The organism is Streptomyces sp. NPDC020742, from assembly GCF_040641675.1.
GTDB lineage: Bacteria > Actinomycetota > Actinomycetes > Streptomycetales > Streptomycetaceae > Streptomyces.
The window spans coordinates 24,012-49,249 of sequence record NZ_JBFAEA010000038.1 but is presented as its reverse complement, the minus strand read 5'-3'; the positions used below and the strand labels follow the sequence as shown (position 1 = coordinate 49,249).

Sequence of the window (25,238 nt, the reverse complement as noted above, 5' to 3'; positions counted from 1 at the left end):
CACGGGCAAGACTGCGCAGGAATGACTAGAGGTTCTGCTGGATGCGGGACGGAGGATTCCGCTTGCCTCCGCGGGGGAAGATCATGCGGAAAACCCCGGTCCGGTGCAGCACGAGATGCGTGGTGACCTGCAACGCGAGGTACGTCACGACGTACAGCACCCCGTCGAGCGCCGGTACCGAGTCGACGGGCAGGGTGTAGGCCATCAGCACCCGCAGCGCCGCGTCGACCAGGAGCCCGCAGCCCCACAGCACGGTCAGACCGCGCCAGATGCGGCGGAAGCGGGGGTCGGTCTCCCAGAAGTGCTCCAGGGCCCGGGCCCGGCCCGGCAGCAGGGCCTTGAGCGCCCGGTAGGTGAACGGGCGGGAGGTGGCCAGCGTCCCGAGGATCCACAGGGCGATCAGCCCGGTGAACCAGCCGCCCCGGGCGAGGGCGAGCCGGGGACTGCCGGAGATCAGCGACCCGAGCCCGGCCAGCACGAGGATGCCGATGACGAACAGGCCGATGCTGTCCACCCGGCGCCGTCGGACGATGGTGTACGCGGTGTTCAGCGCGGGCGCGGCGGCGCCCAGGAGCAGCGAGGGCACCTCACTGAGGCCGGCCGCGCGCAACACGTAGTAGAGCCCGACCGGCAGCACGACATCGCAGAGCATGGTGAGCGCGAAGTGCCGGCGGGCGGCGGTCTGTTCCTGATCGGGACCGGCTGGTGCCGATTGGGTCTCCTCGCCTGGCGCGGTCATCATTGCTCCCTGGTTCGCCGCTCACTGCCCGTCCGCGTCGGGCCGGGGACCCCGAGGGACAGCCCTCGTGGGAATCCCGGTCCCTCACCGGGCGCCCTCCCTCACCACCGAGGTGTGGCGGGCGGAGGGCGCACCTTCCCACGATGCGTGCCGGGGCCGCGAAAGGCCGCCCCCGGGGACCGGGTTCTGGATCATTTCCCAGAGTCCGGTCCGACATCGCGAGGGCGCGGCGCTCCGGTACTAGGGTCACCGGCAATTCCGTAACGGGCTCGCCGCGCCTGTCGTCAGGAACACGACGCCGGTTCCGCTCCGGTCCAGCCGGTGGTGGAACGCGACCTGGAGATTCCATGATCATCGAAGACTGCCGCATCTGCGGCAACCGCACACTGCTGCCGGTTCTTGACCTGGGCCCGCAGGCGCTCACCGGCGTCTTTCCCCGTACGCGCGAGGAGGCCGTGCCCACGGTCCCGCTCGAACTGCTCAAGTGCTCGCCGGACGGCTGCGGCCTGGTGCAGCTCCGCCACACCGCCGACTTCGGGCTGATGTACGGCGACAACTACGGCTATCGCTCCGGGATCCGGCCGTTCATGGTGCAGCACCTGCACGGCAAGGTCGCGGCGATCACCGACCTGGTCGACCTCGGCCCCGGTGATCTGGTGCTGGACATCGGCAGCAACGACTCGACGCTGCTGCGCGGCTACCCCGCCCCCGGACCGGATCTGGTCGGCATCGACCCGACCGGCGGGCAGTTCGTGGAGCACTACCCCGAACACATCGAGCTGCTGCCGGACTTCTTCTCCGGCGAGGTCTTCCGGGAGCGGTTCGGCGGGCGCAAGGCCAAGGTCGTCACCTCCATCGCGATGTTCTACGACCTGCCGCGCCCCCTGGCGTTCATGCAGGACGTCCACGACGTGCTGGCGGACGACGGCATCTGGGTGATGGAGCAGAGCTACCTGCCGGCGATGCTGGAGGCCACCGCGTACGACGTGGTGTGCCACGAGCACCTGGAGTACTACGCGCTGCGGCAGATCGAGTGGATGGCCGAGCGGGTGGGCTTCACCGTCCTCAAGGCCGAGCTGACCGAGGTCTACGGCGGCAGCCTCTGTGTGACCCTGGCCAAGCGCCCCGACCGCTACCCGGTGGACGAGGCGGGGCTGGCGGTCATCCGCGCCAAGGAGACGGCGCTCGGCCTGGACACCATGGCGCCGTTCGAGGCGTTCGCCGGGCGGGTGCACGCCTTCCGCGACGGTCTGCGGGAGTTCCTCGACGCCTCGCGCAAGGCCGGGAAGCTGACTCTGGGGTACGGCGCGTCGACCAAGGGCAACGTCATCCTGCAGTACTGCGGCATCGGCGAGGACGACCTGCCGTGCATCGGCGAGCCCAGCCCCGCCAAGTCCGGCTGTTTCACCCCCGGTACGGGCATCCCGATCGTGTCCGAGGCCGAGGCCAAGTCCCGGCGCCCCGACCAGCTGCTGGTGCTGCCGTGGATCTACCGGGACGGCTTCATCGAGCGGGAACGCGACTTCCTGGCCGGCGGCGGACGGCTGGTGTTCCCGCTTCCCGAGCTCTCCGTCGTGTGACCGTGCCGCCCGCGGCCGGTGCCTCCCGTCGAGGACTTCACGGGCGGCACCGGCCGCGGGAAGAGGGACGTTGCACCCGGACGCGGCCCAGGCGCCGCACCAGAAAAGGCAATCCAATGTGGTGGGAGCGCGACAACGTGAGATTCGCAGAGTTGGCAGACGCGCGGCGCGTGCGGTGCGGCGGCTACGCCCGTGGGGCGGCGACGCCCGCGGTCCGTGCGACGGGTGGTGGGTGAGCCCGATGCGTACCCGGAAGCTCGCGGTCGCCGGCGGTCTGGAGTTCACCCCCGAGGTCCACGAGGACCGGCGGGGGCAGTTCGTCTCCCCGCTGCAGGAGGAGGCCTTCGTCGCCGCGGTCGGTCACCGGTTCCCGGTGGCGCAGACCAACCACAGCAGGTCAGCCAGGGGGGTGCTGCGCGGACTCCACTTCACCGCCACTCCCCCGGGCCAGGCCAAGTACGTCTACTGCGCCAGGGGCCGGGTGCTGGATGCCGTGCTGGACATCCGGGTGGGGTCGCCCACCTTTGGCAAGTGGGACCTGGTCCAGATGGACACCGAGTCCTTCCGCGCGGTGTACATCCCGGCCGGTCTCGCACACGCCTTCCTGGCGCTCGACGACGACACGGTGATGTCGTACCTCGTGAGCACGCCCTACCGGGCGGAGCTGGAGCACGCGATCGATCCGCTGGATCCGGCGATCGGCCTGCCCTGGCCGGACGGCCTGGAGTTCTGTCTCTCCGAGCGGGACACCACCGCGCCGAGCCTGGCCGAGGCCGAGGCCGCCGGGATGCTCCCGCGGTACGCCGACTGCCTGGCCGCCGGGCCGGCCGCGGACCCGGCGGTGTGCCCCGCTCCCCCGGCCGGCGCGACGACCGGGAAGGGGTGAGCCGTGGCCACGCCGATGCCCGTGCCCGGTGCCTCCCGGGTCGCGGTACTGGGCGCGACCGGCTGTATGGGCCGGCACCTGTGTGCCGCCTTCGCCGGCGAGGGGAGCCGTGTGCTGGCCGTCGCGCGGCGGCACGCGCCGCACATCGCCGGGCACCGGTTCCTACCGCTGGACGTCGCGGGCAGCACCAGCGACGAGATCGCCCGGGTCCTGGACCGTGAGGACGTCGATGTCGTGGTCAACGCCACCCTCGGCTGGGGCGACGAACTGCACTACACCAATGTGCAGTTGGTGCAGCGGCTGCTCGGTGCGCTGGTGGCACTGCCCGCTCCACCCCGGCTGGTGCACCTCGGCACCGTCCACGAGTACGGGCCGGTGCCCCTGGGCACCTCGATCGACGAACACACCGAGCCCGCTCCGGTCAACCCGTACGCCGAGGCGAAGCTCGCCGCTTCGAGGATGGTGCTGGAGGCGGTCCGGGCCGGCGCGGTCGACGGGGTGGTCCTGCGGGTGTCGAACACCCTGGGGCCCTACCCCGCCCCGGACAGCTTCTTCGGGTCCCTGGCGGCCCGGCTCCGCGAGACCGATCCGGCCGCGGGTGTGGAGCTGACCATCGCCGACGCCCGGCGCGACTACGTCGATGTCCGGGACGCGGTGTCCGCCGTGGTCACCGCGGCCCGGCTCCGGCACGCCGACCCGCTGGTCAACATCGGCTCCGGCCGGGCCCAGGGCGTACGGACGCTGGTGGACACGCTGATCAGGGCCGCCGGACTGCCGCCGGGGACCCTGCGGGAGCGGCCCGGCGAGGTGCCCAGCCAGGGCGGCGACTGGATTCAGGTCGACATCTCCCGCGCCCGCCGGCTCCTGGGCTGGGTCCCCCGGTTCACGATGCGCGAGTCCATGCGGGCCATGTGGGACACGGTCTGCACGGAGCGGACCGCCGTCCGGCCGGGACCCCCATGAGGGGCTCCGCGGGGGTCCGTGGGGGTCCGCGGGGGTCCGCGGGGGTCCGCGGGGGTTCGCGGGGGTCCGTAAGGGGGCTTCGTCCAGGGATTTCATTCAGACGGGCGTGACCGGCTGGGGGGGGGCGTGCGGTCGGTCTGGTCAACGCAGGCGGTCGGCCGAGAGCTGTCAGCAGGAACGCAGAGCGGTCGCCGAGAGAGCAGCCGCCCGACGAGCAGCACCGCGCAGGCTCCGACGGTCAGCAGCCCGCCGGTGAGGAAGGCGCCCCGCACGTGGGCGAGCGGCAGGACCGCTCCCCCGAGCGCGGCGCCCGCCGCGATACCGGCGTTGTAGGCACCGGAGTTCGCCGCGAGTGCGAGATCCGTGCGGCCCGGTGCGCAATGCAGCATCGCGTTCTGGGTGGTCATGAACACCGGTCCGAGGGCACCGCCCATCAGCACCAGGAACACCACCGCCGCCATCGGATCGGTGCCGGCCGCGTACAGGCCGAGCATGCCCACCGCCTGTGTGGCGACGGCAGCGGTCAGCGTGGCCTGCGGAAAGCGGTCCAGCAACGCCCCGGTGAGGCTCACCCCGGCCAGACACGCCACGCCGAAGGCCACGAACAGGGCGCTGACCGTCCTCGGAGGGAATCCGCTCACCTCGCCCAGGAACTTCACGATGTAGGTGTATCCCGCGAACGCCCCGGTAGCGGACAGGACGCCGGTCGCCAATACGGTCCCAAACCGGCGGACGTCGGGACTGGTTCCGTAGGCGGCGGGCTCTTCTTCCGGACGTGACGTCGGCAGCAGAACGGCGATGGTCACCAGGGAGACGAGCCCCAGAGCCGCCACCAGAGCGACGGGAACCGGCCAGCCGCTCTGCTGGCCCAGCCAGGTCCCGGCGGGAACACCGAGCACGAGGGCGAGCGAACCGGCGACGGACAGCGCCCCGACCACCCGCCCACGGACTTCGGGCGCGAACTGGCCGACCGCGACCGGCCCCATCACGGCCCAGAACAGCGCCTGGGCGAGCGCGGTCAGCAGCCGCGCCACGAGGAGCAGCCAGTAGGAGGTGGCCAGCGCCGCGGCCAGACTGGACACGACCAGGGCGGTCAGTAGTCCCGTGAGGGCATGGCGTCGGGGCACTGCCCGCATGACGTGGGCGAGCGGCAGGGATGCGACGGCCACCGTCATGCCGTATCCGGTGACCAAGAGACCGACTGCTGGCACTGCCACGCGTAAGTCTTCGGAGATCAGCTCCAGGAGGCCGATCGGAAGGTTCTCCGCGGTGTTGAAGGTGAAGGCGGCCAGCATCAGGGCTACGAGCACCGCCGCCCTGTGCCAGGGGGCCGGTTGCGTCGTGACCATACGGCGTCTTCCCTCACCTCGCCCGTTGTGCCTGCTCCATGGCACCTTCCACAGGCACCTCACCGGGCTCGCCGGTCCCGTCGCAACCGAATTCTTCTGCTGTGTGGGGTGACGCAAGGCGTCCGGTGACGCGAGGGGTCGGGCGCCCGTGGGCGCCCTCGCAGGCGCACCGCCGCGGCGGAGGTGCGCCCACGGCGGTGCCCCTCATCCGTCACCGGCGTCCGGGGGCGGCGGGCCTACCGCTTCCGGCCGCAGATCACCACGGTGTCCGGACCGAGCAGGACCCGCTTGACGGGGTCGATGCCCGCCTCGTCGAACCACTGCTCGTACTCCTTGGGCGTGTACACCATGCCCTCGCCGGAGGCGACGGTGTGGAAGTACGCGGAGAGGTAGGCCGAGCGCTCCGGTCCGGTCTCGTCGTCGTTCTGATAGGGCGTCACCACGAACACCCCGCCTCCGGACGGGAGCGCCCGGGACGCCTTGGTCAGCAGGCCGCGGACGCGCTCGGAGGACCAGATCTCCAGGAAGTGCGCGAAGAGCACCGCGTCATGGCCGACCGGGAATTCGTCGTGGAAGGCGTCGAGGCCGACGGCGCGCACCCGGTCGGCCAGCCCCAGTTCCGCGATCTTCTCGTTCGCCAGGGGGGCGATCGACGGCAGGTCGCCGATCGTGATCTCCAGATCCGTCCAGAACCGGGCCAGATGCACGGCGTTCATCGCGGCGCCGCCGCCGACGTCGAGCAGGTGCCGGTACTCCGACATGTCGACCTCGGCGGCGACGTCCTCGGCGACGAGCCGGCTCACGGCGCTCATCATGGTGTGGAAGACGCCCTCCAGCTCCGGGTTCTCCGCCAGCCGTCCGTAGAGCGTGGGTGCCGTTCCGGGGATCTCGCGCTGGAGGCCGATGTTGTCGTTCTCCTTGAGCGACTCGTAGAGCCAGCTGACGGCGCGGTAGATGCCGTGCGTCTCCCAGGGTATGAAGGTGGCCGGCACCTGGTCGGGGCGGGCTCCGAGCGGCTGGGTGAGCTCGGTGTTGTGGTAGCCGTCGCCCTCCTTGCGCACCAGGCCGGTGGCGGTGCAGCCCAGCAGCAGGATGCGGGCCGGCTGCTGTTCCAGGCCCAGCCGCTCGGCGATGTCGGTGAGGGTGAGCCCCGGATCCTTCTCCAGGATGTCGAACAGCCCGAACCGGAAGGCGGCACTCAAGAACTGGAAGTGGTAGTGCGCCTTGTAGTACGGCCGGAGCGCCACCTCGTCCGGCTTCCTGGTCTCTTCCATTCCGATCCTCCTGGGGTAGGCGACGAGCGGCATGCGGCGGGCACCGGCAGCGGGGCGGTGGCCGAAGGCAGGGTGCGGGACGTCCGCCTGGCGATGGGCAGGCATGCGCCGGTAGGGACCAGGCGGGCGGGAACACAGGGGTGCGACAGGGGGGCGGCGGCATCATCCGAGGTTGAGCCGGGGGAAGCCCGTGGCGTGCGGATGACTCCGAAGCCATGCACACGCCACTGCGCTTCACCGGTCGACGCCCTGAGAGGAGCCTATAGCGGCCCTACCCGGCGCCGAGGCCGTGGAGATCCTTTATAGGGAATCTCCCAGCCGTCGCCGGTGTTCTCAACCCTCCGGCCGGATCCGCGACTCGAGGACGTCCGCGGCCCGGGTCACCCCGCCGGCCGCTGCGGTCAACTCCCCTACGCGGCGTAGCCGTTCCCGGACCCCCTGGTCGGCGCTCAGCTGCTGCAGGGTGGTGAGGATCTCCTCCTCGGTGACCTGCCCGGCGTCGAGCAGCGCGCCGAGCCCCAGCTCGGCCGCGCGCTCACAGGTGACCCGGTGTTCGGGCAGGTGGGGGACCATCACCATCGGGGTGCCGGTGTGCACCGCGCCCAGGAGACTGCCCAGGCCGCCGGAGGTGACGAACAGCTCGGCCTGTTCCAGGACGGCGAGCTGGGGGATCCACGGGTACACCTCGACGTTGGGCGGGAGGGTCCCCAGGGTGCCGATGTCGAAGCCGTTGCCCACTGTGATGACGGCGTGCCAGGGCCGGCCGGTCAGGGCGCGTACACAGGTGCGGAAGAACTCCGACTGCGCCTGGGACATGGTGCCCATGGAGATCACGACCAGGGGGGAAGCGTCCTGCGGGGCGTCCCAGGTGGCGGTGAGGTCCTCGGCCGGGAAGCAGGGGCCGACGAAGGCCGTCTCGGCACCGAAGGTCTCCTGGGCAGTCTGGAAGACGCGGGGGGCGTAGACCACGCTCTCCACGGCCGTCCCCCAGCCCAGCAACTCCTCGGCGGGTACGGACAGTCCGCGCTCCTCGGCGACCTCTTTGGCGCGGCGGAAGAGTTCGGGCACCGCCGGGTGCTCGTCGGGGACGCCGACCATGGCGAACATGGTCCCGACGTCCGAGTAGTGGGCGTTGGACGCCAGCGACGGGGTGGACTGCACGGCGGGCCGGTCCCAGAGCGTTCCGAGGGCCCGGCCCGCGAAGGCCAGGGACATGTCATGGAACAGCAGGTCGGGCAGGTCGTCGACGAAGTGCTCCTCGGCCGCCCGCATCACCGCCTCGCTCTCGTACTGGAGCATCAGCAGCGACCAGGGCAGGTGCTCAGGGGGCAGGTCCACGTCCTGACCGGCAGCGAACGCCTCGGCCAGCGGCGAGGTGTAGGGCACCACGCTGGCACCGGTCTCCCGGACGGCCAGGGTGAATCCTTCCGGCGTCAGAAAGCTCACGCGGTGACCACGGCGCACCAGTTCCTCGGTGACTGCCAGGGCGGGACGCATATGGCCATGAGCGGGAATGCAGAAGACGGCGATATGGCGGGACACGGCAACGGTTCTCCTCGGTGAGTTCGGGACCGCACGGAATTCTCGGGTGGGTGCAGTTCCCGGCAGGAGCGCCTACCCGAATGCAAGGTTCAGAGCGAAGGGTGGGCGGTGCCGCGGCACCGCGTCAACGAGGAGGCCGGAGGTCTAGTCGATTCCCGGGAATTGCGGTGAACGGCGGCGGCGCGGAGCGGTGATGTGCCCGGGAACGCCGAAGGGCGGAGGGGCGGGAGTTCCGGTCCGATGCCGTGGCACCGGTGGTGTCTCCCGCCCGCTCCGCCCTGTCGCTTTCCGCCCCGTCGCCGGGGCGGTCGGTCAGACCTCGATCCAGTTGTGTGCCTGGACCAGTTCCATCAAGCGCTTGCGCACCTGGACGAGCTGAGCCGCGGTGAGCGAGGGAACCGCTTCGAGCAGGGCCTCGGTCAGCTCGTTGCGGAATTCGGTGTGGGACAGCACATCGCACAGCAGGTCCTCGTCGGACTCCGCACCGGCCGGCCGCTCGGGCCCGCCGGCGGCCGGCGCCTGCCGCCGCACCACGCCCGTACGCGCGGGCTCCAGCAGCTGCACGTCACCGGCCTTGAGCCCGCGGTCCCCGACCTCGGTGGTGTACTCGACCCGGAGCCCGCTGCGGAACAGATGCTTGTCGTCCCTCAGGTCGTTGGCGTGGACGAAGACGTCCTCGCCGCCGGCGTCGGGGGCGATGAAGCCGTATCCGCGCACCTCGTCAAATCGCACCACTGTACCTGTAGCCACCACGGCTTTCCCCTCACCTCAACCACTGCACACTGTCACCTTCACGCACCCGGAGCCGGGCTCCGGGGCCGGCACCGGACGCCGGCCGGTCATCGGGCTCACGCGGCCCACGGCGGCGGATTCAGGATGGTCACCACGCACGCCGTGCAGAGCCATCCGGGGCCCTGAGAAATCAGCAGGACATTATCACCCGCACCCACCTGGCCCGTACGGACCAGATGTTCCAGCGAAATAAAGACATCGGCCCCTCCGACATGCCCGACTGACCTGCCGAAATCGAAGCTCGACCGCTCCATGGTGAGCCCGAGCGGCATCATGGTCCCGAACTCCAGCATCCTCCCGTCCATATGGATCGGGACGACCTTGGCGAGGTCGGAGGCGTTGAGATCCGCATCGACCAGGGACCGGTGAATGATGTCGATGTTGAAGAGCGTGAGCTTCTCCAGGGCCTCGGACAGCGGCATCTCGGTTTCATTGAACTGCTGGGCCCGTTCGGGCATGGTCGGCGTATCCTCGGGGTTTCCGCGTTCCAGCAGCGGCCCATTGCCGCGGTGCCACTTTTCGAGTGTGCTCAGGACACCGGAATTCAGGGAGCGGACCTGGGCGAATCCCTCGTCGGCGCTGAGCAGGACCGCCATCCCGCCGTCGGAGAAGAAGTAGGAATGGCCGAACCCGTCGTTCCAGCGGTCGGCTCCCGGTGCGGTGAAGTTCTCGCCCGAGGTCAGCAGTACGGCCTCGGCCTCCGCGGCACCGGTCATCCGCCCGATGGCCACCTCCAGCGACCCCAGCATGCCGTCGCACCCCTGCCGGAGGTACTGCGCCGGTACCTTCCCGATGCCGAGCTCGCGCATGATGTAGCCCGGCGGGAAGGCCCCCACGGGGCCCTGGTAGTTGACCGCGCTGTGGATGACTCCCTCGATGTCGTCGGCGTCCAGCTTCGAACGCTCCAGGGCCTCCCGGGCGGCGCTGACCGCCATGTCCATCGCGGGGATGTCCCCGCCGTCGTAGGTACCGGTCAATCCGTTGGTCTCGGGGATCTCCGGGTCCAGGATGCCGTCGGCGACCGCCTGCTCCGCACTCAGCCATTCCGGGAGGAACACCCCCAGGGAGTCGATGTAGACGTCTTCCACCTTCACGAAATTCTCCTCATTCCATGGGGCGGCCCTCAGGCCGGTCAGCAGGCGAGCAGTTCTCTCTTGAGGTGCTCCACCAGCGCCTGGGGGCTGGGAAAGTCGAACACCACCGCGGGGGGCAGGGTGAGCTGGGTGGCCGCGTTGAGCGCGTTGCGGACGGTCAGGGCGGTCAGCGAGTCGAAGCCGAGGTCGGTGAACGCCTGCTCCGGACCGATGGCCTCGGCGGAGGCATGGCCCAGGCCGGCGGCGACGTGCCGGCGTACCAGGTCCAGCAGGGTCGCGTCCCGCTCGGCGTCGGTCATCGCGGCGAGGCGGTGCTTGAGCGCGGAGGCCTCCGCCGGGGCGTCCTGTGCCAGCGGCCGGACCGGCCTGCGCACCAGTCCGCGCAGCAGCGGCGGAAGGCCTGCGGAAGCGGCCTGGTCGCGGAGTTCGGCGCAGTCCAGCCTGGCCGCCACCACGTGATCCGCGTCCAGGCCGCACACCGCGTCGAACAGCTGCAGGCCCTCGGCCAGGGGCAGCGGCCGTACCGGCAGCCGGGCGGCGCCGGGCGCCAGGACGTCCCGGCCGGCCCACAGGCCCCAGGCGATGGACAGCGCCGGGGCGCCCTGGGCGCGGCGGTGCCGGGCGAGGGCGTCCAGGAAGACGTTGGCGGCGGCGTAGTTGCCCTGTCCCGCGCCGCCCAGGATGCCCGCGACCGACGAGAACACGATGAACGCCCTGAGGTCCAGGTCCCTGGTCGCCTCGTCCAGGACGAGCGCGGCGTCCACCTTCGGCCGGAGCACGGCATCCAGCCGGTCGGGCGTCAGGGACAGCACGATCCCGTCGTCGGTGACGCCGGCGGTGTGCACCACGGCGGTGAGCGGGCGGTCGGCGGGCACCTTCGCCAGCAGCGCGGCGACCGCGGCGCGGTCGGCGACATCGCAGGCCGCGAGGGTCACCTGTGCGCCCAGGGCGGTCAGTTCGGCGGTCAGCTCCGCGGCCCCGGGAGCGTCGGGACCCCTGCGGCCGGTCAGCAGCAGGTGGCGTACGCCGTGCTCGGTGACGAGGTGGCGGGCGAGCGCGGCGCCCAGCAGGCCGGTGCCGCCCGTGAGCAGAACAGTGCCGTGCGGATCGCCCAGCGGCGGTGCCTGCTCCGCCGGGGCGGCGCGCCGGGCCAGCAGCGGTATCCGCACCGCGCGCTTACGGAGCGCCAGTTGGGGCTCCGCGGAGGCGACGACCGTGCGCAGCGTCCGCCAGGAGGCCTTGCTCGCGTCGGTGTCGACGAGGGTGAAGCGGCCGGGCGCCTCGGTCTGTGCCGAGCCGATCAGGCCCCAGACGGCGGCTGCCGCCAGGTCCCGTTCGGTGCCGTCGTCCCATGCAGCCATCGCGCCACGGGTGAGGACGACGAGCCGGGAGGCGGTGAACGCCGGGGTCGTCAGCCAGGCCTGGGCCCAGGACAGCGCCTGGCGGGCCACCTGGTGGACGGTGTCCGCGGTGCCGGCGCTGTCGTGGCCGGCGCCGGCCGAGGCTGCGGTGACCACGACGACATCCGGTACGGACGCGCCGCCCTCGATCGCCTTGGTCAGGGCCTCCAGCGTGGGGTGCCTCTCGGCGTACTGTCCGGCCCGCATCAGACCGGACCGGGCACCGAGCGGGTCCTCGCCCACCACGGCCCAGGGAGCGGGCGGGTCCGCCGCCAGGTCGTCGGCCGCCCGGTCAGTCCACTCCACCGTGAACAGGCTGTCCTGCTGGGCCGCGCCGGCGGCGCCGAGCGCGGTGGCGGGCACCGGCTCGCTCTCCAGGTGCTCGACGGTCAGCACCGGTCGGCCGGTCGCGTCGGCGGCGGCGAGGGCGCCTGCCCCGGGCGCCATCCGGGTGATCCGTACGCGCAGGACCGAGGCGCCCGCGGCGTGGAGGTTCACCCCGCGCCACCGTCCCGGTTGCCGCGTCGGCGGTGCCGGGGTGTCGCCGTCGACCCCCTCGGCCCACAGCGGGTGCAGGGCCGCGTCCAGCAGGGCGGGGTGCAGCCCGAACGCCGGGGCCTCCGGGCGCCGTTCCTCGGGCAGGGCGACCTCAGCGAAGAGGTCGTCGCCGCGCCGCCAGGCGGCCCGTACCCCCTGGAGAGAGGGGCCGTAGCGGTGCCCGGCGGCTTCCAGTGCCCGGTACAGCTCGTCCGGGGGGACCGCGGTGGCCCCGGTCGGCGGCCAGACGTCCAGGCTCCACGACGGTGCGGGGCCGCTCGGCATCAGGGTTCCGGTGGCATGGCAGGTCCAGGGCCGTCCGGTGCCCTCGTCGGCTCGCCGGGCCTGGACGGTCACCGGCCGCCGGCCGTTCCCGTCCGGTGCGCCGGCAGTGACCCTGAGCTGGACGGATCCGTGCTCGGGAAGCACCAGCGGTGCCCGCGGGGTGAGTTCCACCAGCTGTCCGCAGCCCACCTCGTCACCGGCGCGGACCGCCAGCTCGACCAGCGCCGAGCCGGGCAGTACGGTGCTCCCCGCCAGCGTGTGATCGGCGAGCCACTCGTGGGTGCGGGCCGCCAGGCGTCCGGTGAGCACCACGGAACCGGCGTCGGGAAGCTCCACGGCCGCGCCCAGCAGCGGGTGCCCGGTGGCCGCGAGGCCCAGGACGGGGGCGCTGCCCGGTGCGCCGTCCGGTGCCGTCAGCCAGAACCTGTCGCGCTGGAAGGCGTAGGTCGGCAGGTCGGTACGGGGAACGGCGGCGGGGAACGCCGTGCGCCAGTTCACGGCCGCACCGTGCACCCAGGCCTCGCCCAGCGACCGCAGGAAGCGGTCCCAGCCCCCGTCGCCGGAGCGCAGCGAGGGCACCGCCGCCGCCGTGGACCCCGCGGACTCGAACGTCTCCCGCAGCCCCACCGCCAGCACCGGGTGGGCGCTGGCCTCGACGAACGTGTGATGCCCGGCTGCCAGCAGGGCACGGGTCGCCGCCTCGAACTCCACCGTCTCGCGGAGGTTGCGGTACCAGTAGACCGCGTCGAGCTCCTTCCCGGCGAGCCGCCCGCCGGTCACCGACGAGTAGAAGGGGATGTCGCCGTCCTGCGCCGCCACGGTCCCCAGCACCTCCAGCAGCGCGTCCTCCAGTTGCTCGCACTGCACCGAGTGGCCGGCGAAGTCCACCGGAATGCGCCGCACCCGGGCCCCTTCGCGCTCCAGCAGGGCGCCCGCCCCGTCCACGGCGTCGGTGTCCCCGGAGATCACGGTGGAGGCGGGGCCGTTCACCGCGGCCACCCCCACCGCGTCGCCCCAGGGCGCAAGATGGTGCCGTACCTCGTCCGCGGGCAGTCCCACCGACGCCATCGCGCCGGAGCCCGCCACGGCGGCGATCAGCCGGCTGCGCAGCGCCACGATCCGGGCGGCGTCCGGTAGGGGCAGTACGCCCGCCACACAGGCCGCCGCGATCTCGCCCTGCGAGTGCCCCACCACCGCGTCCGGCTCCACCCCGAAGGACCGCCACAGTGCGGCCAGGGACACCATCACCGAGAAGAGCACCGGCTGCACCACGTCCGCCCGGTCCAGGTCCACGGTGCCGTCGGTGCCTGCCAGCACCTCGGTCAGCGACCAGTCCACATAGGGCGCCAGCGCCTCTTCGCACTCCCGCAGCCGGTTGCGGAACACCTCTGATGCCGCGGACAACTCCCGTGCCATGCCCTCCCATTGGGCCCCCTGCCCGGGGAAGACGAAGACCGTGCCGCCGGTGCGTGCGACGCCCTGGACCACGCCGGGGCCCGACTCGCCCCGCGCAAGGGCGTCCAGGCCCGCCAGTAGGTCCGTACCGCTGCCGACCACCACGCCCCGGTGCTCCAGCGCCGTCCGCCCCGCCAGCCCCAGCCCGACCCCGGTCCCGTCGGCCATCTCCGGTGCCCGGGCGGCGAACTCCCGCAGCCGGGCGGCCTGTCCGGCCAGTCCCTGCGGGCCCCGGCCGGAGAGGACCCACGGCAGGACGCCGTCCGCCCCGGTCACCGGCTCGTCCGCCGGCTCCTGCGGTGCGGGCCCGTCCGGGGCCTGTTCCAGGATGAGGTGTGCGTTGGTGCCGCTGGCGCCGAAGGAGGAGACCCCCGCGCGCCGGGGCCGGCCGGTCTGTGGCCAGGCGGCCTGCTCGGTGAGCAGTTGCACCGCTCCGGCGGACCAGTCGACGTGCGGTGACGGTGCGTCGATGTGCAGGGTCGGCGGCAGCGCTCCGTGCCGGATCGCCTGCACCGTCTTGATGACCCCGGCGACGCCGGCCGCCGCCTGGGTGTGGCCGATGTTGGACTTCAGCGAGCCCAGCAGCAGCGGCCGGTCCGGGGTGCGTCCCCGGCCGTAGGTGGCCAGCAGCGCCTGTGCCTCGATCGGGTCGCCCAGTGTGGTGCCCGTGCCGTGGCCCTCGACCGCGTCCACCTCGCCGGGCGCCAGGCGGGCCTGTGCCAGCGCCTGCCGGATCACGCGCTGTTGGGCCGGTCCGCTGGGCGCCGTCAGGCCGTTGCTCGCACCGTCCTGGTTCACCGCACTGCCGCGTACGACGGCCAGTACCGGGTGGCCCAGCCGACGGGCGTCCGAGAGCCGCTCCAGCAGCACCAGGCCGGCGCCCTCGGAGAAGCCGGTGCCGTCGGCCGCCGCCGCGTACGCCTTGCAGCGGCCGTCGGCGGAGAGTGCGCCCTGGCGGCTGAACTCCACCAGTGCGGTCGGGGTGGCCATCACCGTGACGCCGCCGGCCAGTGCCAGGGAGCACTCCCCTTGCCGCAGCGACCGGACGGCGAGGTGGATCGCCACCAGCGACGACGAGCAGGCGGTGTCCACGGTGAGGGCGGGGCCCTCCAGGCCGAAGCTGTAGGCGATCCGGCCCGAGGCGATGCTGAGGGCGCTGCCGTTGCCGAGGTGGCCCTCCAGGCTCTCCACGGTGACGTCGGAGGGGCCCGGCCCGTAGCCGCTGTGCATCACTCCGGCGAACACTCCGGTGCGGCTGCCGCGCAGCGCCTCCGCGTCGAGGCCGGCGCGTTCGAAGGTCTCCCAGGCCGTCTCCAGCAGCAGCCGCTGCTGCGGGTCCATCGCGAGCGCCTCGCGCGGTGAGATGCCGAAGAAGGCGGCGTCGAAGCGGTCCGCGTCGGGCAGGAACGCGCCCTCGCGGGCGTCCGACCTGCCGCTCCGGGACGCTCCGGGGGCGAGCAGCCGGTCCAGGTCCCACCCCCGGTCCGCCGGCAGCGGGCCCACCGCGTCGCCGCCCTCGGCGACCAGCCGCCACAGCGCTTCGGGGGAGTCGATGCCGCCGGGGAAGCGGCACCCCATCGCGACGATGGCCACCGGTTCATCCGGCTGCCCGTCCATGGGGTCCGCGGCAGGTGTCTCTGCGGGCCCGCCCAGCAGCTCCGTCTCCAGGTAGGCGGCGAGCGCGTCCGGGGTGGGGTGGTCGAAGGCGAGGGGCGCGGGCAGCCGTCGGCCGAGGGCGGAGGACAGCCGGTCGCGCAGCCGGACCGCGCCCTGGGAGGTGAAGCCCAGCTCCTTGAACGCCCGGTCGGGGGCCACCGCGTCGGCCGTCGTGAGGCCGAGGACGTCGGCGACGGCCGACCGCACGAGGGTCAGCAGCGCCCGTCGGCGTTCGGGTCCGGCCATGGCGTGGAGCCGGTGCGGCAGGCCCTCGGCGGACGGGTCCGCCGCAGGCCGCGACGGGCCGGGGGTGCGGGTCTGCTGGTCCGCCAGGGCGTTGACCGCCACCAACCGGGTAGGCAGGGAGACCAGTTCGGGGCGGGCGATCTTTCCGGCCGGTGTGCGGGGGATGCCGGAGACCTCGTGGATCTCCTCGGGCACCTTGTAGTACGACAGCTGCTCACGGCAGGCGGCGAAGAGCCCTTCGGGGTCGAAGCCGTCGGGTCCGGGCACCACGTAGGCCACCGGCACTTCGCCGAGGATGTCGTGCGGCCGGCCGGCCACCGCGGCGTCCGCGACGCCGGGAAGCCGCGCAAGGACCGCCTCCACCTCACCGGGGTGGACGTTCTCGCCACCGCGGATGATCAGTTCCTTGATCCGGCCGGTGAGGTGGAGGTGACCGGACGCGTCGAGGCGGCCGAGGTCACCCGTGCGGTACCAGCCGTCCGCCAGCACGGCGGCGGTGGCCTCGGGCCGGTTGTGGTAGCCGAGCATCGTGCCTGGGCTGTCCACCCACACCTCGCCCTCTTCGCCGGCGGCGACCTCCGCCCCGGTGCGCGGGTCGGTCAGCCGCAGGCGGAGTCCGGGGACCGGCCGTCCGCAGGAGCCCTCGACCCGCGGCCCGGTGGGCAGGTTGGTGGCGATCCCGCCGCCGGTCTCGGTGCTTCCGTAGCTGTCCACCAGCGGGATGGTGAACTCCTCCTGGAACTCCCGGTTCAGCCAGACCGGGCAGGGCGCCCCGACGACCAGGCAGGTCCGCAGGTCGGCGGCGCGGGCGCCGTCCTCGCGGGCCGCATCGAGCAGGTGGTGGTACAACGTCGGTACGCCGGCCAGGAAGGTGGCGCGCTCGGTCCGCAGCGCCTCCAGTACGTCGTCGGCGGCCAGGCCCTCCATGAGGTGGGCGGTGGCGCCCACGGCCAGTACGCCCAACACGCAGACGCTGTGCGAGACGGAGTGGAACAGCGGCAGCGGCCAGAGCACCCGGTCGAGCGGGGACAGGCCCAGCAGCGGGACGTTGCAGGCCGCCGTGGCCCACAGGGACCTGCGGGTGGTCGACAGCACGCCCTTGGGCCGGCCGGTGGTGCCCGAGGTGTAGAGCATCCACGCCGGCTCGTCCAGACCGAGGTCGTCCCGCGCCGGTGCGGCGGGGTCGGTGGCGGCGAGCGTCTCGTACCGCCGGGTGCCGTCAGTCGGGTTCCCCTCGCCGGTGACGACAACGGTGAGCTCCGGGTGTCGCGGCAGCATCCGGAGCACCTGCTCGACGTGGGCCGGCGAGGTGATCACCACGGTGGCGCCGCTGTCATCGAGCAGGTAGGACAGTTCCGCGTCCGTCGCATGCGGGTTGAGCGGCACAGCGACGGCCGCGGACCGGGCGATCGCCAGGTAGCCCTCCACCATCTCCACGCAGTTGCCCAGGTAGAGGGCGGCGCTGCCGCCACGCACCAGGCCCAGGTCGGCGAGGTGGCCGGCCAGCCGGGCGGTGCGCCGCTCCAGTGCGGCGTAGCTCACGCTGCCGCGGGCGTCGGAGAAAGCGGTCTTGTCGGCGGATCGTTCGGCGTGCTGGATGAGCAACTCGTGCACCGGTCGGATCAGTTCGGTGCGCATCGTGGCACTCACTCTCTGGCGCTCCAACCACGTTCGGAATCGGGTTCTGGCATCGGGGGGCACGGGCCGCCCGGGCAACTCGTCATGGGCGCAGGCGCCCTGGCACATCCCGCCCGTCGTTCCGGGGCCGGCACGGCGCGCGGCCCTGCGGAACGTGACCGCGCCTGCGGGGCGGGGAGACATCCGCCCCCGACACACCGACCGTGAGAAAGCGCTGCCCTTGTCGGGCACCAGTATGGGCAGTGCGAAGTGGGAGATTCCCTAGTGTGCCGGGCCACTCCGTACGGGCCGGCCTCCGCCGCCGCCCCGGCTCTATGGCAATTCCTAGACTTCGCAGGCCGCCCTGGTTCCGGTCGGAGCGGCGTGCTGAAGTGAATTCCCCGAGCCGGCCGGATGAGGAAACCGGTGTGCCGCGTGGCCGCACCTCGTCGGCCACGCGTGCTCCGCGCTCCGCGGGGCGCACCCCGCGGAGCGCACCCCGCGGCAGCGCGTCGGACCATCCCGCAGGACACTCACAGGAGGCGGCAGCCGATGGGGTACAGCAAGAGCGACATTCTGGAGCAGGTACGCGCGTACCACCAGGACAATGTCGCGTCCGGATTCGTGCCCGGGGTGACGCCGGTGGCCGCCTCGGGCGCGGTCCTCGACGAGGACGACCGGGTCGCCCTCGTCGAGGCGGCGCTGGACCTGCGGATCGCGGCCGGCACCAGTTCCCGCAAGTTCGAGCGCGCGCTGGCGAAGTACTTCGGGCTGCGCAAGGCGCATCTGACCAACTCCGGCTCCTCCGCCAACCTCCTGGCGCTCAGCGCGCTCACCTCGCACCAGCTGGAGGACCTGCGGCTGGTGCCCGGCGACGAGGTCGTCACGGTGGCCGCCGGCTTCCCCACCACGGTGAACCCGATCATCCAGAACGGCCTGGTGCCGGTCTTCATCGATGTCGAGATGGGCACGTACAACGCCGCTCCGGAACGCATCGAGGAGGCCATCGGCCCGCGCACCCGGGCCATCATGATCGCCCATGCGCTCGGCAACCCGTTCGCCGTCGAAGAGGTCGCGAAGATCGCCGCCGACCGGGGGATGTTCCTCATCGAGGACAACTGCGATGCCATGGGCAGTACCTACCGCGGCCGGCTGACCGGCACCTTCGGGGATCTGGCCACGGAGAGCTTCTATCCGGCGCACCACATCACCATGGGCGAGGGCGGCTGCGTGGTGACCGACAACATGGTGTTGGCCCGGATCGTGGAGTCGCTGCGGGACTGGGGGCGCGACTGCTGGTGCGAGCCCGGTGAGGACAACCGCTGCTTCAAGCGGTTCGAGCAGCAGATGGGCACCCTGCCGCACGGCTACGACCACAAGTACATCTTCTCGCACGTCGGTTACAACCTGAAGTCGACCGACCTCCAGGCGTCGCTGGGGCTCACCCAGTTCGGGAAGATCGAGGCGTTCGGGGACGCGCGGCGGCACAACTGGGCCCGGCTGCGGGCCGGGCTGGACGGGGTGCCGCACCTGCTGCTCCCCGAGCCCACTCCGGACAGCGACCCGAGCTGGTTCGGCTTTGTGATCACGGTCCAGGACAGCGCGCCCTTCACCACCACCGAGCTGATCGACCACCTGGAGTCCCGCCGGGTGGCCACCCGCCGCTTCTTCGCCGGCAACCTGACCCGGCACCCGGCCTATCTGGAACGGGAGTTCCGGGTGAGCGGCCCGCTGACCAACAGCGACATCATCGCCGAGCGCACCTTCTGGATCGGGGTCTTCCCGGGGCTGACGGACGAGATGATCGACCACAGTGTCCGCAGCATCACCGAGTTCGTGACCGGCCGCAGCTGAGCCGGCCGGGCGGAAGGTGGTGCCCGCCGCTCCTCCCCGGGAGCGGCGGGCACCGGTGCGGCGGATACGGCGTCAGTCCGCCGCGGCCGGGGCGGCCGCGGCGGCCCACTGCTCCAGCAGGCCGGCTGCCCGTACCGCTCCGCCGGCCCCGCGGACGCAGCCGCGCATCCACGCCATCCGCTCCGGCCGCTCCGGGTCGGCCACGATGTCCCGCACGGTCGCGGCGAGACTGTCGGCGCTCAGCAGGGCGCGGTCGAGCATCCGCCCCAGGCCCAGCTCCTCCAGGCGCCGTGCGGTCAGGGTGAGTTCGAAGCTCTGGGGCACCGCGATCACCGGTGTGCCGAAGTGCAGCGCCTCCATCAGGCTGCTCATGCCCCCGTGGCAGACCAGGACGTCGGCGTGCGGCAGCACCACCGGGTGCGGAAGCCACCGGTGGGCCTCCACATGCGGCGGGAGGGGGCCGAGGCCGTCGAGGTCCCCGTCGCGGCCCAGTGTCATCACCACATGCCATTCGGCGCTGTCGAAGGCGTCCACGCAGGTGCGGAAGAAGTGCTGCTGCCGGTTGGACTCGGTGCCCAGCGACACCAGCGCCACCCGCCGGCCGTCGGCCGGCGGCGACCAGGCCACGTCTCCCTCCGGCGCGGTGACCGTGGGCCCCACGAAGGCGAAGCGCTCGTCGAAGGTGCTGCCCTCGATCTGGAACTCCCGTGGCAGGAACGCCAGGTTGTGTTCGTCCCACTCCCGCAGGAAGCGGCCCAGCCCGTCCGCGGGCAGGCCGTTGTCCCGGGTGAAGCGCATCAGCGCCGCGCCGCCCTCGCGCATCGACGGGTCCTCGGGGTCGAACAGCAGGGCCCGCATCGAGAACGCCTCGTTCGCGGCGTGGCTGATGCTCAGCTGCACGGTGGTGGCGCAGCCCAGGGTGTGCGCGGTCATCCGCGCGGCGGCGAACGACTCGAAGTCGTAGAGCACGAGGTCCGGCGGGTCGGCCGCCAGGGCGGAGACGGCCAGCGGGTGGACCGTCTCCATCGACTCGACCAGCAGCTCATAGCCCTCGGCGGCCAGACGGGACGCGCTGGGGTCGACCACCTGGCCGAACGCACCGCGCCGGGAGCGGTAGCCCACGGCCCGGGCGCCGGTCCGCTCGACCGCCTCGGTGTACCGGTGGTCGACGACGTACGTCACCCGGTGGCCGCGGCGGACGAGTTCACGGGACAGGCCGAGCGTCGGGCTGAGGTGCCCGAAGTCGGCGAACACGAACACGGCGATGTGCCGCGGGGGTTCGGCGGTGAATGCGGTCACGTGGGCACCTTCACTCGGGACGCTGGTGGGGGTGGGCGACGGGCGGGCCGGCGGTGGCCGGGTCCTGTGTGTGCCGCCGCGGGGAGGGACGTGGGGGGTCGGTGGCCGGGGCGGGGCCGACGCGGTGGGCCGCCGGGTGGTCCGGGGGCGAGGGGTCGGTCCCGGGGGTGGTGGCGTGCCACAGGTCATGGGCCGAACTGTCGATGCTGTGGCGCGGGGTCCAGTGGAGCAGCCGCCGGGCCCGGCCGATGTCCACCCGCATCCAGTCCAGGCCGGCGGAGGCGCGGGCACCGGGCTCGGCCTGCTCGACGATCCGCGCCGGTCGTCCGCTGGCGGCGATCAGCCGCTCCACCAGGGTGCGCACCGGGACCGCCTCGCCCCGCCCGATGTTGATCAGCTCCCCGCCGACCGGCAGGGCCGCTGCGGCCAGCACCGCGTCCGCGGTGTCCCGGGCGTCGACGAAGTCCCGGCGTGCCCGCAGCGGGCTGACCCGCACCACCGCCTCCCGGTCCGCCTCCGCGGCGCGCAGTTGCGCGGCGACCTGCCCCAGCAGGCTGCCCGGTGAGGTGCCGGCACCGATCACGTTCGACACCCGTAGGACGACCGCGTCGACGTGCCCGGCCGCGGCGGCCGTGCGGACCGCCTCGGTGCCCTGCAGCTTGGTGCGCCCGTACAGCGTGACCGGCTGGGTCGGCGCCCGCTCGTCCAGTGAGGTCTCCGGCGGCTGCGGGGCGTACTCGTGCACCGAGCCCACATGGACCAGCCGGGGACGCCAGGACGCGGCGGCCATGGCGGCCAGCACGGTGTCGACCAGGACGTGGTTGGCCAGCCGCATGACCTCCGGGGCGCACAGCCAGGCGGCGCCGGCGGCGTTCACCACGGCGTAGGGCCGCTCGGCGTCGATGAGGCGGGCCAGTTCGTCCGGTCCCCCGCCGATCAGGTCCATCGGGAAGAACCGCCCGGTCCCGGTGACCGGGCGCCGCGCCACGCTCAGCGCTTCCTGGCCGGCGGCGCTGACCGCCGCGGTGATGTGCCGGCCGACGGCCCCGGTCGCGCCCAGGACGATCACCCGGCGGCACCCGCCTTCCGGGTCCTGCGGCGTGCTCGGCCGGCCGTCCGGTGCCCTCAGCATGTCGCGGCGAGCCGCTGGGCGCGTGCCTTGAGCGGCTCCCACCAGCCCCGGTTGTCCCGGTACCAGGCGACCGTCTCGGCCAGGCCGTCGGTGAAGTCCTTGCGCGGGGTGTAGCCCAACTCGTTGTGGATCTTGGTCCAGTCCACCGAGTAGCGGCGGTCGTGCCCCTTGCGGTCGGTGACGTACTCGATCATGGTGGACGGTGCGCCGCAGGCGTCCAGCAGCAGCTCGGTCAGCTCCCGGTTGCTCAGTTCGGTGCCGCCGCCGATGTTGTAGACCTCGCCCGGGCGGCCCCCGGTGCGTACCAGCTCGATGCCCTGGACGTGGTCGTCGAGGTGCAGCCAGTCGCGGATGTGCAGCCCGTCCCCGTAGAGCGGGACCTTCCGGTCGTCCAGGAGGTGGGTGACGAACAGCGGGATGAGCTTCTCGGGGAACTGGCGCGGGCCGTAGTTGTTGGAGCAGCGGGTGACCCGGACGTCGAGGCCGTGGGTGCGGTGGTAGGACAGGGCGACCAGGTCGCTGGCGGCCTTGGAGGAGGCGTAGGGCGAGTTGGGGCTGAGCGGGTGGGTCTCGGAGCTCGATCCGGTGGTGATCGAGCCGTAGACCTCGTCGGTCGAGACGTGCACGAAGGTCTGCGAGCCGTGCCGGAGCGCGGCGTCGAGCAGGACCTGGGTGCCCAGGACGTTGGTGCGGATGAACTCCGCGGAGCGGTGGATGGAGCGGTCGACGTGCGACTCGGCGGCGAAGTGGACCACCTGGTCGTGGCGCGCGACCAGGTCGTCCACCAGCTCCTCGTCGCAGATGTCGCCGGCGACGAACCGGAAGCCGTCCAGGTGGCGGACCTCGTCGAGGTTGTCCCGGCTGGCCGCGTAGGTGAGGCTGTCGAGCACGGTGATGCGGAGGTCGTCCGCCCCTGGGGAACCCAGCAGCGTACGGACGTAGTGCGAACCGATGAAGCCGGCGCCGCCGGTCACCAGGATTCTCGTGGGGCTCATCGAGGATGTGGCGCGGTGGCCTGGGGACCAGGCCGGGGAGCAGCGCCATCCCCCCTTCCGGTTGTTCGGTGCGGATGAGGTGGGTGGGCCGGGCCGCGGGGCGGCCTCAGGACTGGATGTGCACCTTCGCGTGGTCACCGAGCACGAGCCGGTGCGCCACGGGACGGCGGGGTGCGAGCGTGACGTGCGCGTTGCGTCCGATGAGCGAGGCCTCCACGCGGCGCACGCTCTCGAACGACGCCCCGCGCAGCACGATGGAGGAGGCCAGTTCGCTGTCGTGGATGCGGCAGTCCTCCGCGATCGAGGTGGAGGGCCCGATGTAGGAGTCGGTGACGACGGTGCCGGCGCCGATCACGGCCGGGCCGACGATCCGCGAGCCGCGTATGGTGGCTCCGCGGTCGATCGACACCCGGCCGATGACCTCGCTGGCCTCGTCCACCGAGCCGTCGATCCGGCGTTCCTGGGTCTCCAGCAGCATGCGGTTGACCTCCAGCATGTCGGCGACGCTGCCGGTGTCCCGCCAGTAGCCGCAGAGTTCACCGGAGCGGATCTCCAGGCCCGCTTCGAGCATCCACTGGACGGCGTCGGTGATCTCCAGCTCGCCGCGCGCGGACGGCCGGATGGTGCGCACCGCCTGGTGCACCGCGGGGGTGAACAGGTAGACGCCGACCAGCGCCAGGTCACTCTTGGGGCGCTTCGGTTTCTCCTCCAGCCCCACCACCCGGCCCTCGGCGTCCAGTTCGGCCACGCCGAAGGCGGTGGGGTCGGGGACCCGGCTGAGCACCAGCTGGGCGTCCGGCCGCTCCTTGTGGAACAGCTCGACGGCGTCGGTGATGCCGCCGGAGATGAAGTTGTCCCCCAGGTACATCAGGAAGTCGTCGTCGCCGAGGTAGTCGCGGGCGATGAGGACGGCGTGTGCCAGGCCGAGCGGGGCGCTCTGGCGGAGGTAGGTCACCCGGAGGCCGAACTGCGCCCCGTCTCCCACCGCTTCCTGGATCTCCGGCCCGGTCTCGCCGACGATCATGCCGACGTCGGTGATGCCGGTCTCGGCGATGGTCTCCAGCACGTGGAAGAGGATGGGTTTGTTGGCGACCGGGACGAGTTGTTTGGCCGAGGTATGGGTGATGGGCCGCAGGCGCGTGCCCGCGCCTCCCGAGAGCACGAGAGCCTTCAAGGGTTCCCTCCAGGGGCGAGTGGTGTCATGAGGAGGGCCTGTCGGTCGCGGGCCGACGCGGCCCGGTCAGCGCCCCGCGACCAGGTCCGTGAGGACGGTGACCAGATCGTACGGGCTGGGCATCGCCGCCGACTCGTCACGCAGCCGGCGTGCGGCCGAGGCGAAGCCGGGGTCGTCGAGGAGTTGCAGGGTGTGGCGGAGCACCAGCTCGGCGTCGGCCTCGCTGTGGTGCACGAAGAGGCCCGCGCCGGCGCGCTCCAGGGACCGGCCCCGCCACTCCAGGTCGGCGACGGTGGTGGACAGCGCGAGCTGGGGCACTGCGTTGATCAGGGCGGTGGAGTAGGTTCCCCAGCCGCCATGGTGGATGACGGCCGAGCAGCTGGGCAGCAGGGTGTGCAGCGCCACGTCGTCGACGAGGCGCACACCGGCCGGGACGTCGGTGAGCGCGGCCCGCTGCCGCGGGTGCAGCGCGGCGACCACCTCGATGTCGAGGGTGGCGAGCGCGCCCAGGGTCTCGGACAGGGAGACGTAGTCGCCGCCGTAGGCCTCGGTGTTGCTGGTGCCGAGGGTCACGCAGATCCGGGGCCGCTTGGGTTCCTCACGCAGCCAGTCCCACCACACCGCGGTGCCGTTGTAGGGCACGTAGCGCATGGACAGCGTCTGCAGGGCGCTGGGCGGCCGCAGGCTCGGGGGCAGGGTGTCGAGGGTGTACTGACCGTTGATCAGTTCCTCGTCGCAGACGACGCCGTACGGCGCGCCCCGCTCGTCGAGCCAGTCGGCGAGCGGGTCCACCCGTTCGTCCACCGGGGCCTGGCTGAGCAGGTCGACGAAGGTGCGCCGGGCCCGGCCGTAGACGTCGGCGCACCACAGCAGCCGGACGTGGAGGGCTTCGGCGGCCCGGGCGGCGAGGGCTCCGGCGTAGGCGATCGGGTCGCCGATGACCAGGTGCGGCCGCCAGCTGCGGGCCAGGGCGACGGTGTCGTCCAGCACCGGGTCGTTGTACAGCGCGAAGCCGTGGGGGACGCTGAGTTCGTAGCGTTCGCGCAGGGCGGGCCAGTCCGCTTCGCCCGGCCCCAGCCGGCTCCAGTTGGCGATCTCCGCGTCCTGTGACTCGGGGGCGAGCGACATGGCCTCGTGCAGTGCGTGGTCGCGGCCCACGGGGGCCGAGACCAGGCCGGTGCCGGTGACGACGTCCGTGAGGCCGGGGGAGTGCGCGATCCGCACCTCGTGCCCGGCCGCGGTCAGCGCCCAGGCGAGCGGTACCTGGCAATACAGGTGTGACTTCTCGGACAGGCCGGCGAAGAGCACACGCATGGAATTCCCTCTCGGTCGCGCACAGTTGGGTGGCTCGATGTGACCGGCTGCACGC

The 25,238-nt window shown here is 72.4% G+C and carries 16 protein-coding genes; 4 read left to right on the top strand and 12 right to left on the bottom strand.

Features of this window, described 5'->3' with window-relative positions; translation table 11 throughout:
- Positions 1–25 precede the first annotated feature (25 nt).
- Positions 26–739, bottom strand: a complete 714-nt coding sequence (locus AB0G84_RS34460; RefSeq protein ID WP_361330022.1) for a VC0807 family protein — start codon at positions 737–739, stop codon at positions 26–28.
- Between the two features lie 347 nt (positions 740–1,086).
- Between AB0G84_RS34460 and AB0G84_RS34455 the strand changes: the two genes are divergently transcribed.
- The 3 genes from AB0G84_RS34455 (at position 1,087) to AB0G84_RS34445 (ending at position 4,168) form a co-directional block, all read left to right on the top strand.
- Positions 1,087–2,319, top strand: coding sequence for a class I SAM-dependent methyltransferase (locus AB0G84_RS34455; protein WP_361330019.1), 1,233 nt, complete (start codon positions 1,087–1,089; stop codon positions 2,317–2,319).
- Between the two features lie 241 nt (positions 2,320–2,560).
- Entirely contained in the window at positions 2,561–3,205 is a 645-nt protein-coding gene (gene rfbC, locus AB0G84_RS34450) for a dTDP-4-dehydrorhamnose 3,5-epimerase (protein WP_361330016.1), read from the top strand.
- A 3-nt stretch (positions 3,206–3,208) separates the two neighbouring features.
- Positions 3,209–4,168 carry an NAD(P)-dependent oxidoreductase gene (locus AB0G84_RS34445; protein ID WP_361330013.1) on the top strand — a complete coding sequence of 320 codons (960 nt, stop codon included), beginning with the start codon at positions 3,209–3,211 and terminating at the stop codon, positions 4,166–4,168.
- 92 nt (positions 4,169–4,260) lie between these two features.
- Here AB0G84_RS34445 and AB0G84_RS34440 read toward each other — a convergent pair whose 3' ends face one another.
- The 6 genes from AB0G84_RS34440 to AB0G84_RS34415 all read right to left on the bottom strand — a co-directional run bounded on the left by AB0G84_RS34440 (position 4,261) and on the right by AB0G84_RS34415 (position 17,448).
- Positions 4,261–5,517 carry an MFS transporter gene (locus AB0G84_RS34440; RefSeq protein WP_361330010.1) on the bottom strand — a complete coding sequence of 419 codons (1,257 nt, stop codon included), beginning with the start codon at positions 5,515–5,517 and terminating at the stop codon, positions 4,261–4,263.
- 236 nt (positions 5,518–5,753) lie between these two features.
- Positions 5,754–6,791, bottom strand: a complete 1,038-nt coding sequence (locus tag AB0G84_RS34435; RefSeq protein WP_361330007.1) for a methyltransferase — start codon at positions 6,789–6,791, stop codon at positions 5,754–5,756.
- A 333-nt stretch (positions 6,792–7,124) separates the two neighbouring features.
- Positions 7,125–8,333, bottom strand: a complete 1,209-nt coding sequence (locus AB0G84_RS34430; RefSeq protein WP_361330004.1) for a macrolide family glycosyltransferase — start codon at positions 8,331–8,333, stop codon at positions 7,125–7,127.
- Positions 8,334–8,645: 312 nt separating this feature from the next.
- Positions 8,646–9,065: a cold shock domain-containing protein gene (locus AB0G84_RS34425; protein ID WP_361330001.1), complete on the bottom strand. Its 420-nt coding sequence runs from the start codon at positions 9,063–9,065 to the stop codon at positions 8,646–8,648.
- A 116-nt stretch (positions 9,066–9,181) separates the two neighbouring features.
- Positions 9,182–10,219 (bottom strand): ketoacyl-ACP synthase III family protein, encoded by a 1,038-nt coding sequence (locus AB0G84_RS34420; protein WP_361329998.1) that lies wholly within the window; start codon positions 10,217–10,219, stop codon positions 9,182–9,184.
- Between the two features lie 38 nt (positions 10,220–10,257).
- Positions 10,258–17,448 carry a type I polyketide synthase gene (locus tag AB0G84_RS34415; RefSeq protein WP_361329995.1) on the bottom strand — a complete coding sequence of 2,397 codons (7,191 nt, stop codon included), beginning with the start codon at positions 17,446–17,448 and terminating at the stop codon, positions 10,258–10,260.
- Between the two features lie 519 nt (positions 17,449–17,967).
- Here AB0G84_RS34415 and rfbH point away from each other — a divergent pair.
- Complete coding sequence (gene rfbH / locus AB0G84_RS34410; protein ID WP_361329992.1) at positions 17,968–19,269, top strand: lipopolysaccharide biosynthesis protein RfbH; 1,302 nt, start codon at positions 17,968–17,970, stop codon at positions 19,267–19,269.
- A 72-nt stretch (positions 19,270–19,341) separates the two neighbouring features.
- On the opposite strand, the gene AB0G84_RS34405 is transcribed toward rfbH, so the two are convergent.
- The 5 genes from AB0G84_RS34405 to AB0G84_RS34385 all read right to left on the bottom strand — a co-directional run bounded on the left by AB0G84_RS34405 (position 19,342) and on the right by AB0G84_RS34385 (position 25,183).
- Entirely contained in the window at positions 19,342–20,568 is a 1,227-nt protein-coding gene (locus tag AB0G84_RS34405) for a macrolide family glycosyltransferase (RefSeq protein ID WP_361329989.1), read from the bottom strand.
- Positions 20,569–20,578: 10 nt separating this feature from the next.
- Positions 20,579–21,637 (bottom strand): NAD(P)-dependent oxidoreductase, encoded by a 1,059-nt coding sequence (locus AB0G84_RS34400; RefSeq protein WP_361329986.1) that lies wholly within the window; start codon positions 21,635–21,637, stop codon positions 20,579–20,581.
- A 56-nt stretch (positions 21,638–21,693) separates the two neighbouring features.
- The gene (gene rfbB, locus AB0G84_RS34395; protein WP_361329983.1) at positions 21,694–22,695 is read right to left on the bottom strand and encodes a dTDP-glucose 4,6-dehydratase; all 1,002 of its coding nucleotides are present in this window, start codon (positions 22,693–22,695) and stop codon (positions 21,694–21,696) included.
- Between the two features lie 106 nt (positions 22,696–22,801).
- Positions 22,802–23,869: a glucose-1-phosphate thymidylyltransferase gene (locus AB0G84_RS34390; RefSeq protein ID WP_361329980.1), complete on the bottom strand. Its 1,068-nt coding sequence runs from the start codon at positions 23,867–23,869 to the stop codon at positions 22,802–22,804.
- Positions 23,870–23,935: 66 nt separating this feature from the next.
- Entirely contained in the window at positions 23,936–25,183 is a 1,248-nt protein-coding gene (locus AB0G84_RS34385) for an activator-dependent family glycosyltransferase (RefSeq protein WP_361329977.1), read from the bottom strand.
- Between the last annotated feature and the right edge of the window lie 55 nt (positions 25,184–25,238).

Bases quoted from the DNA above. Each gene is read 5' to 3' on its own strand.
- AB0G84_RS34455 (WP_361330019.1), top strand. From the start codon at position 1,087: ATGATCATCGAAGACTGCCGCATCTGCGGCAACCGCACACTGCTGCCG.
- rfbH (WP_361329992.1), top strand. From the start codon at position 17,968: ATGGGGTACAGCAAGAGCGACATTCTGGAGCAGGTACGCGCGTACCAC.
- AB0G84_RS34435 (WP_361330007.1), bottom strand. From the start codon at position 6,791: ATGGAAGAGACCAGGAAGCCGGACGAGGTGGCGCTCCGGCCGTACTAC.
- AB0G84_RS34385 (WP_361329977.1), bottom strand. From the start codon at position 25,183: ATGCGTGTGCTCTTCGCCGGCCTGTCCGAGAAGTCACACCTGTATTGC.
- AB0G84_RS34440 (WP_361330010.1), bottom strand. From the start codon at position 5,517: ATGGTCACGACGCAACCGGCCCCCTGGCACAGGGCGGCGGTGCTCGTA.
- rfbB (WP_361329983.1), bottom strand. From the start codon at position 22,695: ATGAGCCCCACGAGAATCCTGGTGACCGGCGGCGCCGGCTTCATCGGT.
- AB0G84_RS34460 (WP_361330022.1), bottom strand. From the start codon at position 739: ATGACCGCGCCAGGCGAGGAGACCCAATCGGCACCAGCCGGTCCCGAT.
- rfbC (WP_361330016.1), top strand. From the start codon at position 2,561: ATGCGTACCCGGAAGCTCGCGGTCGCCGGCGGTCTGGAGTTCACCCCC.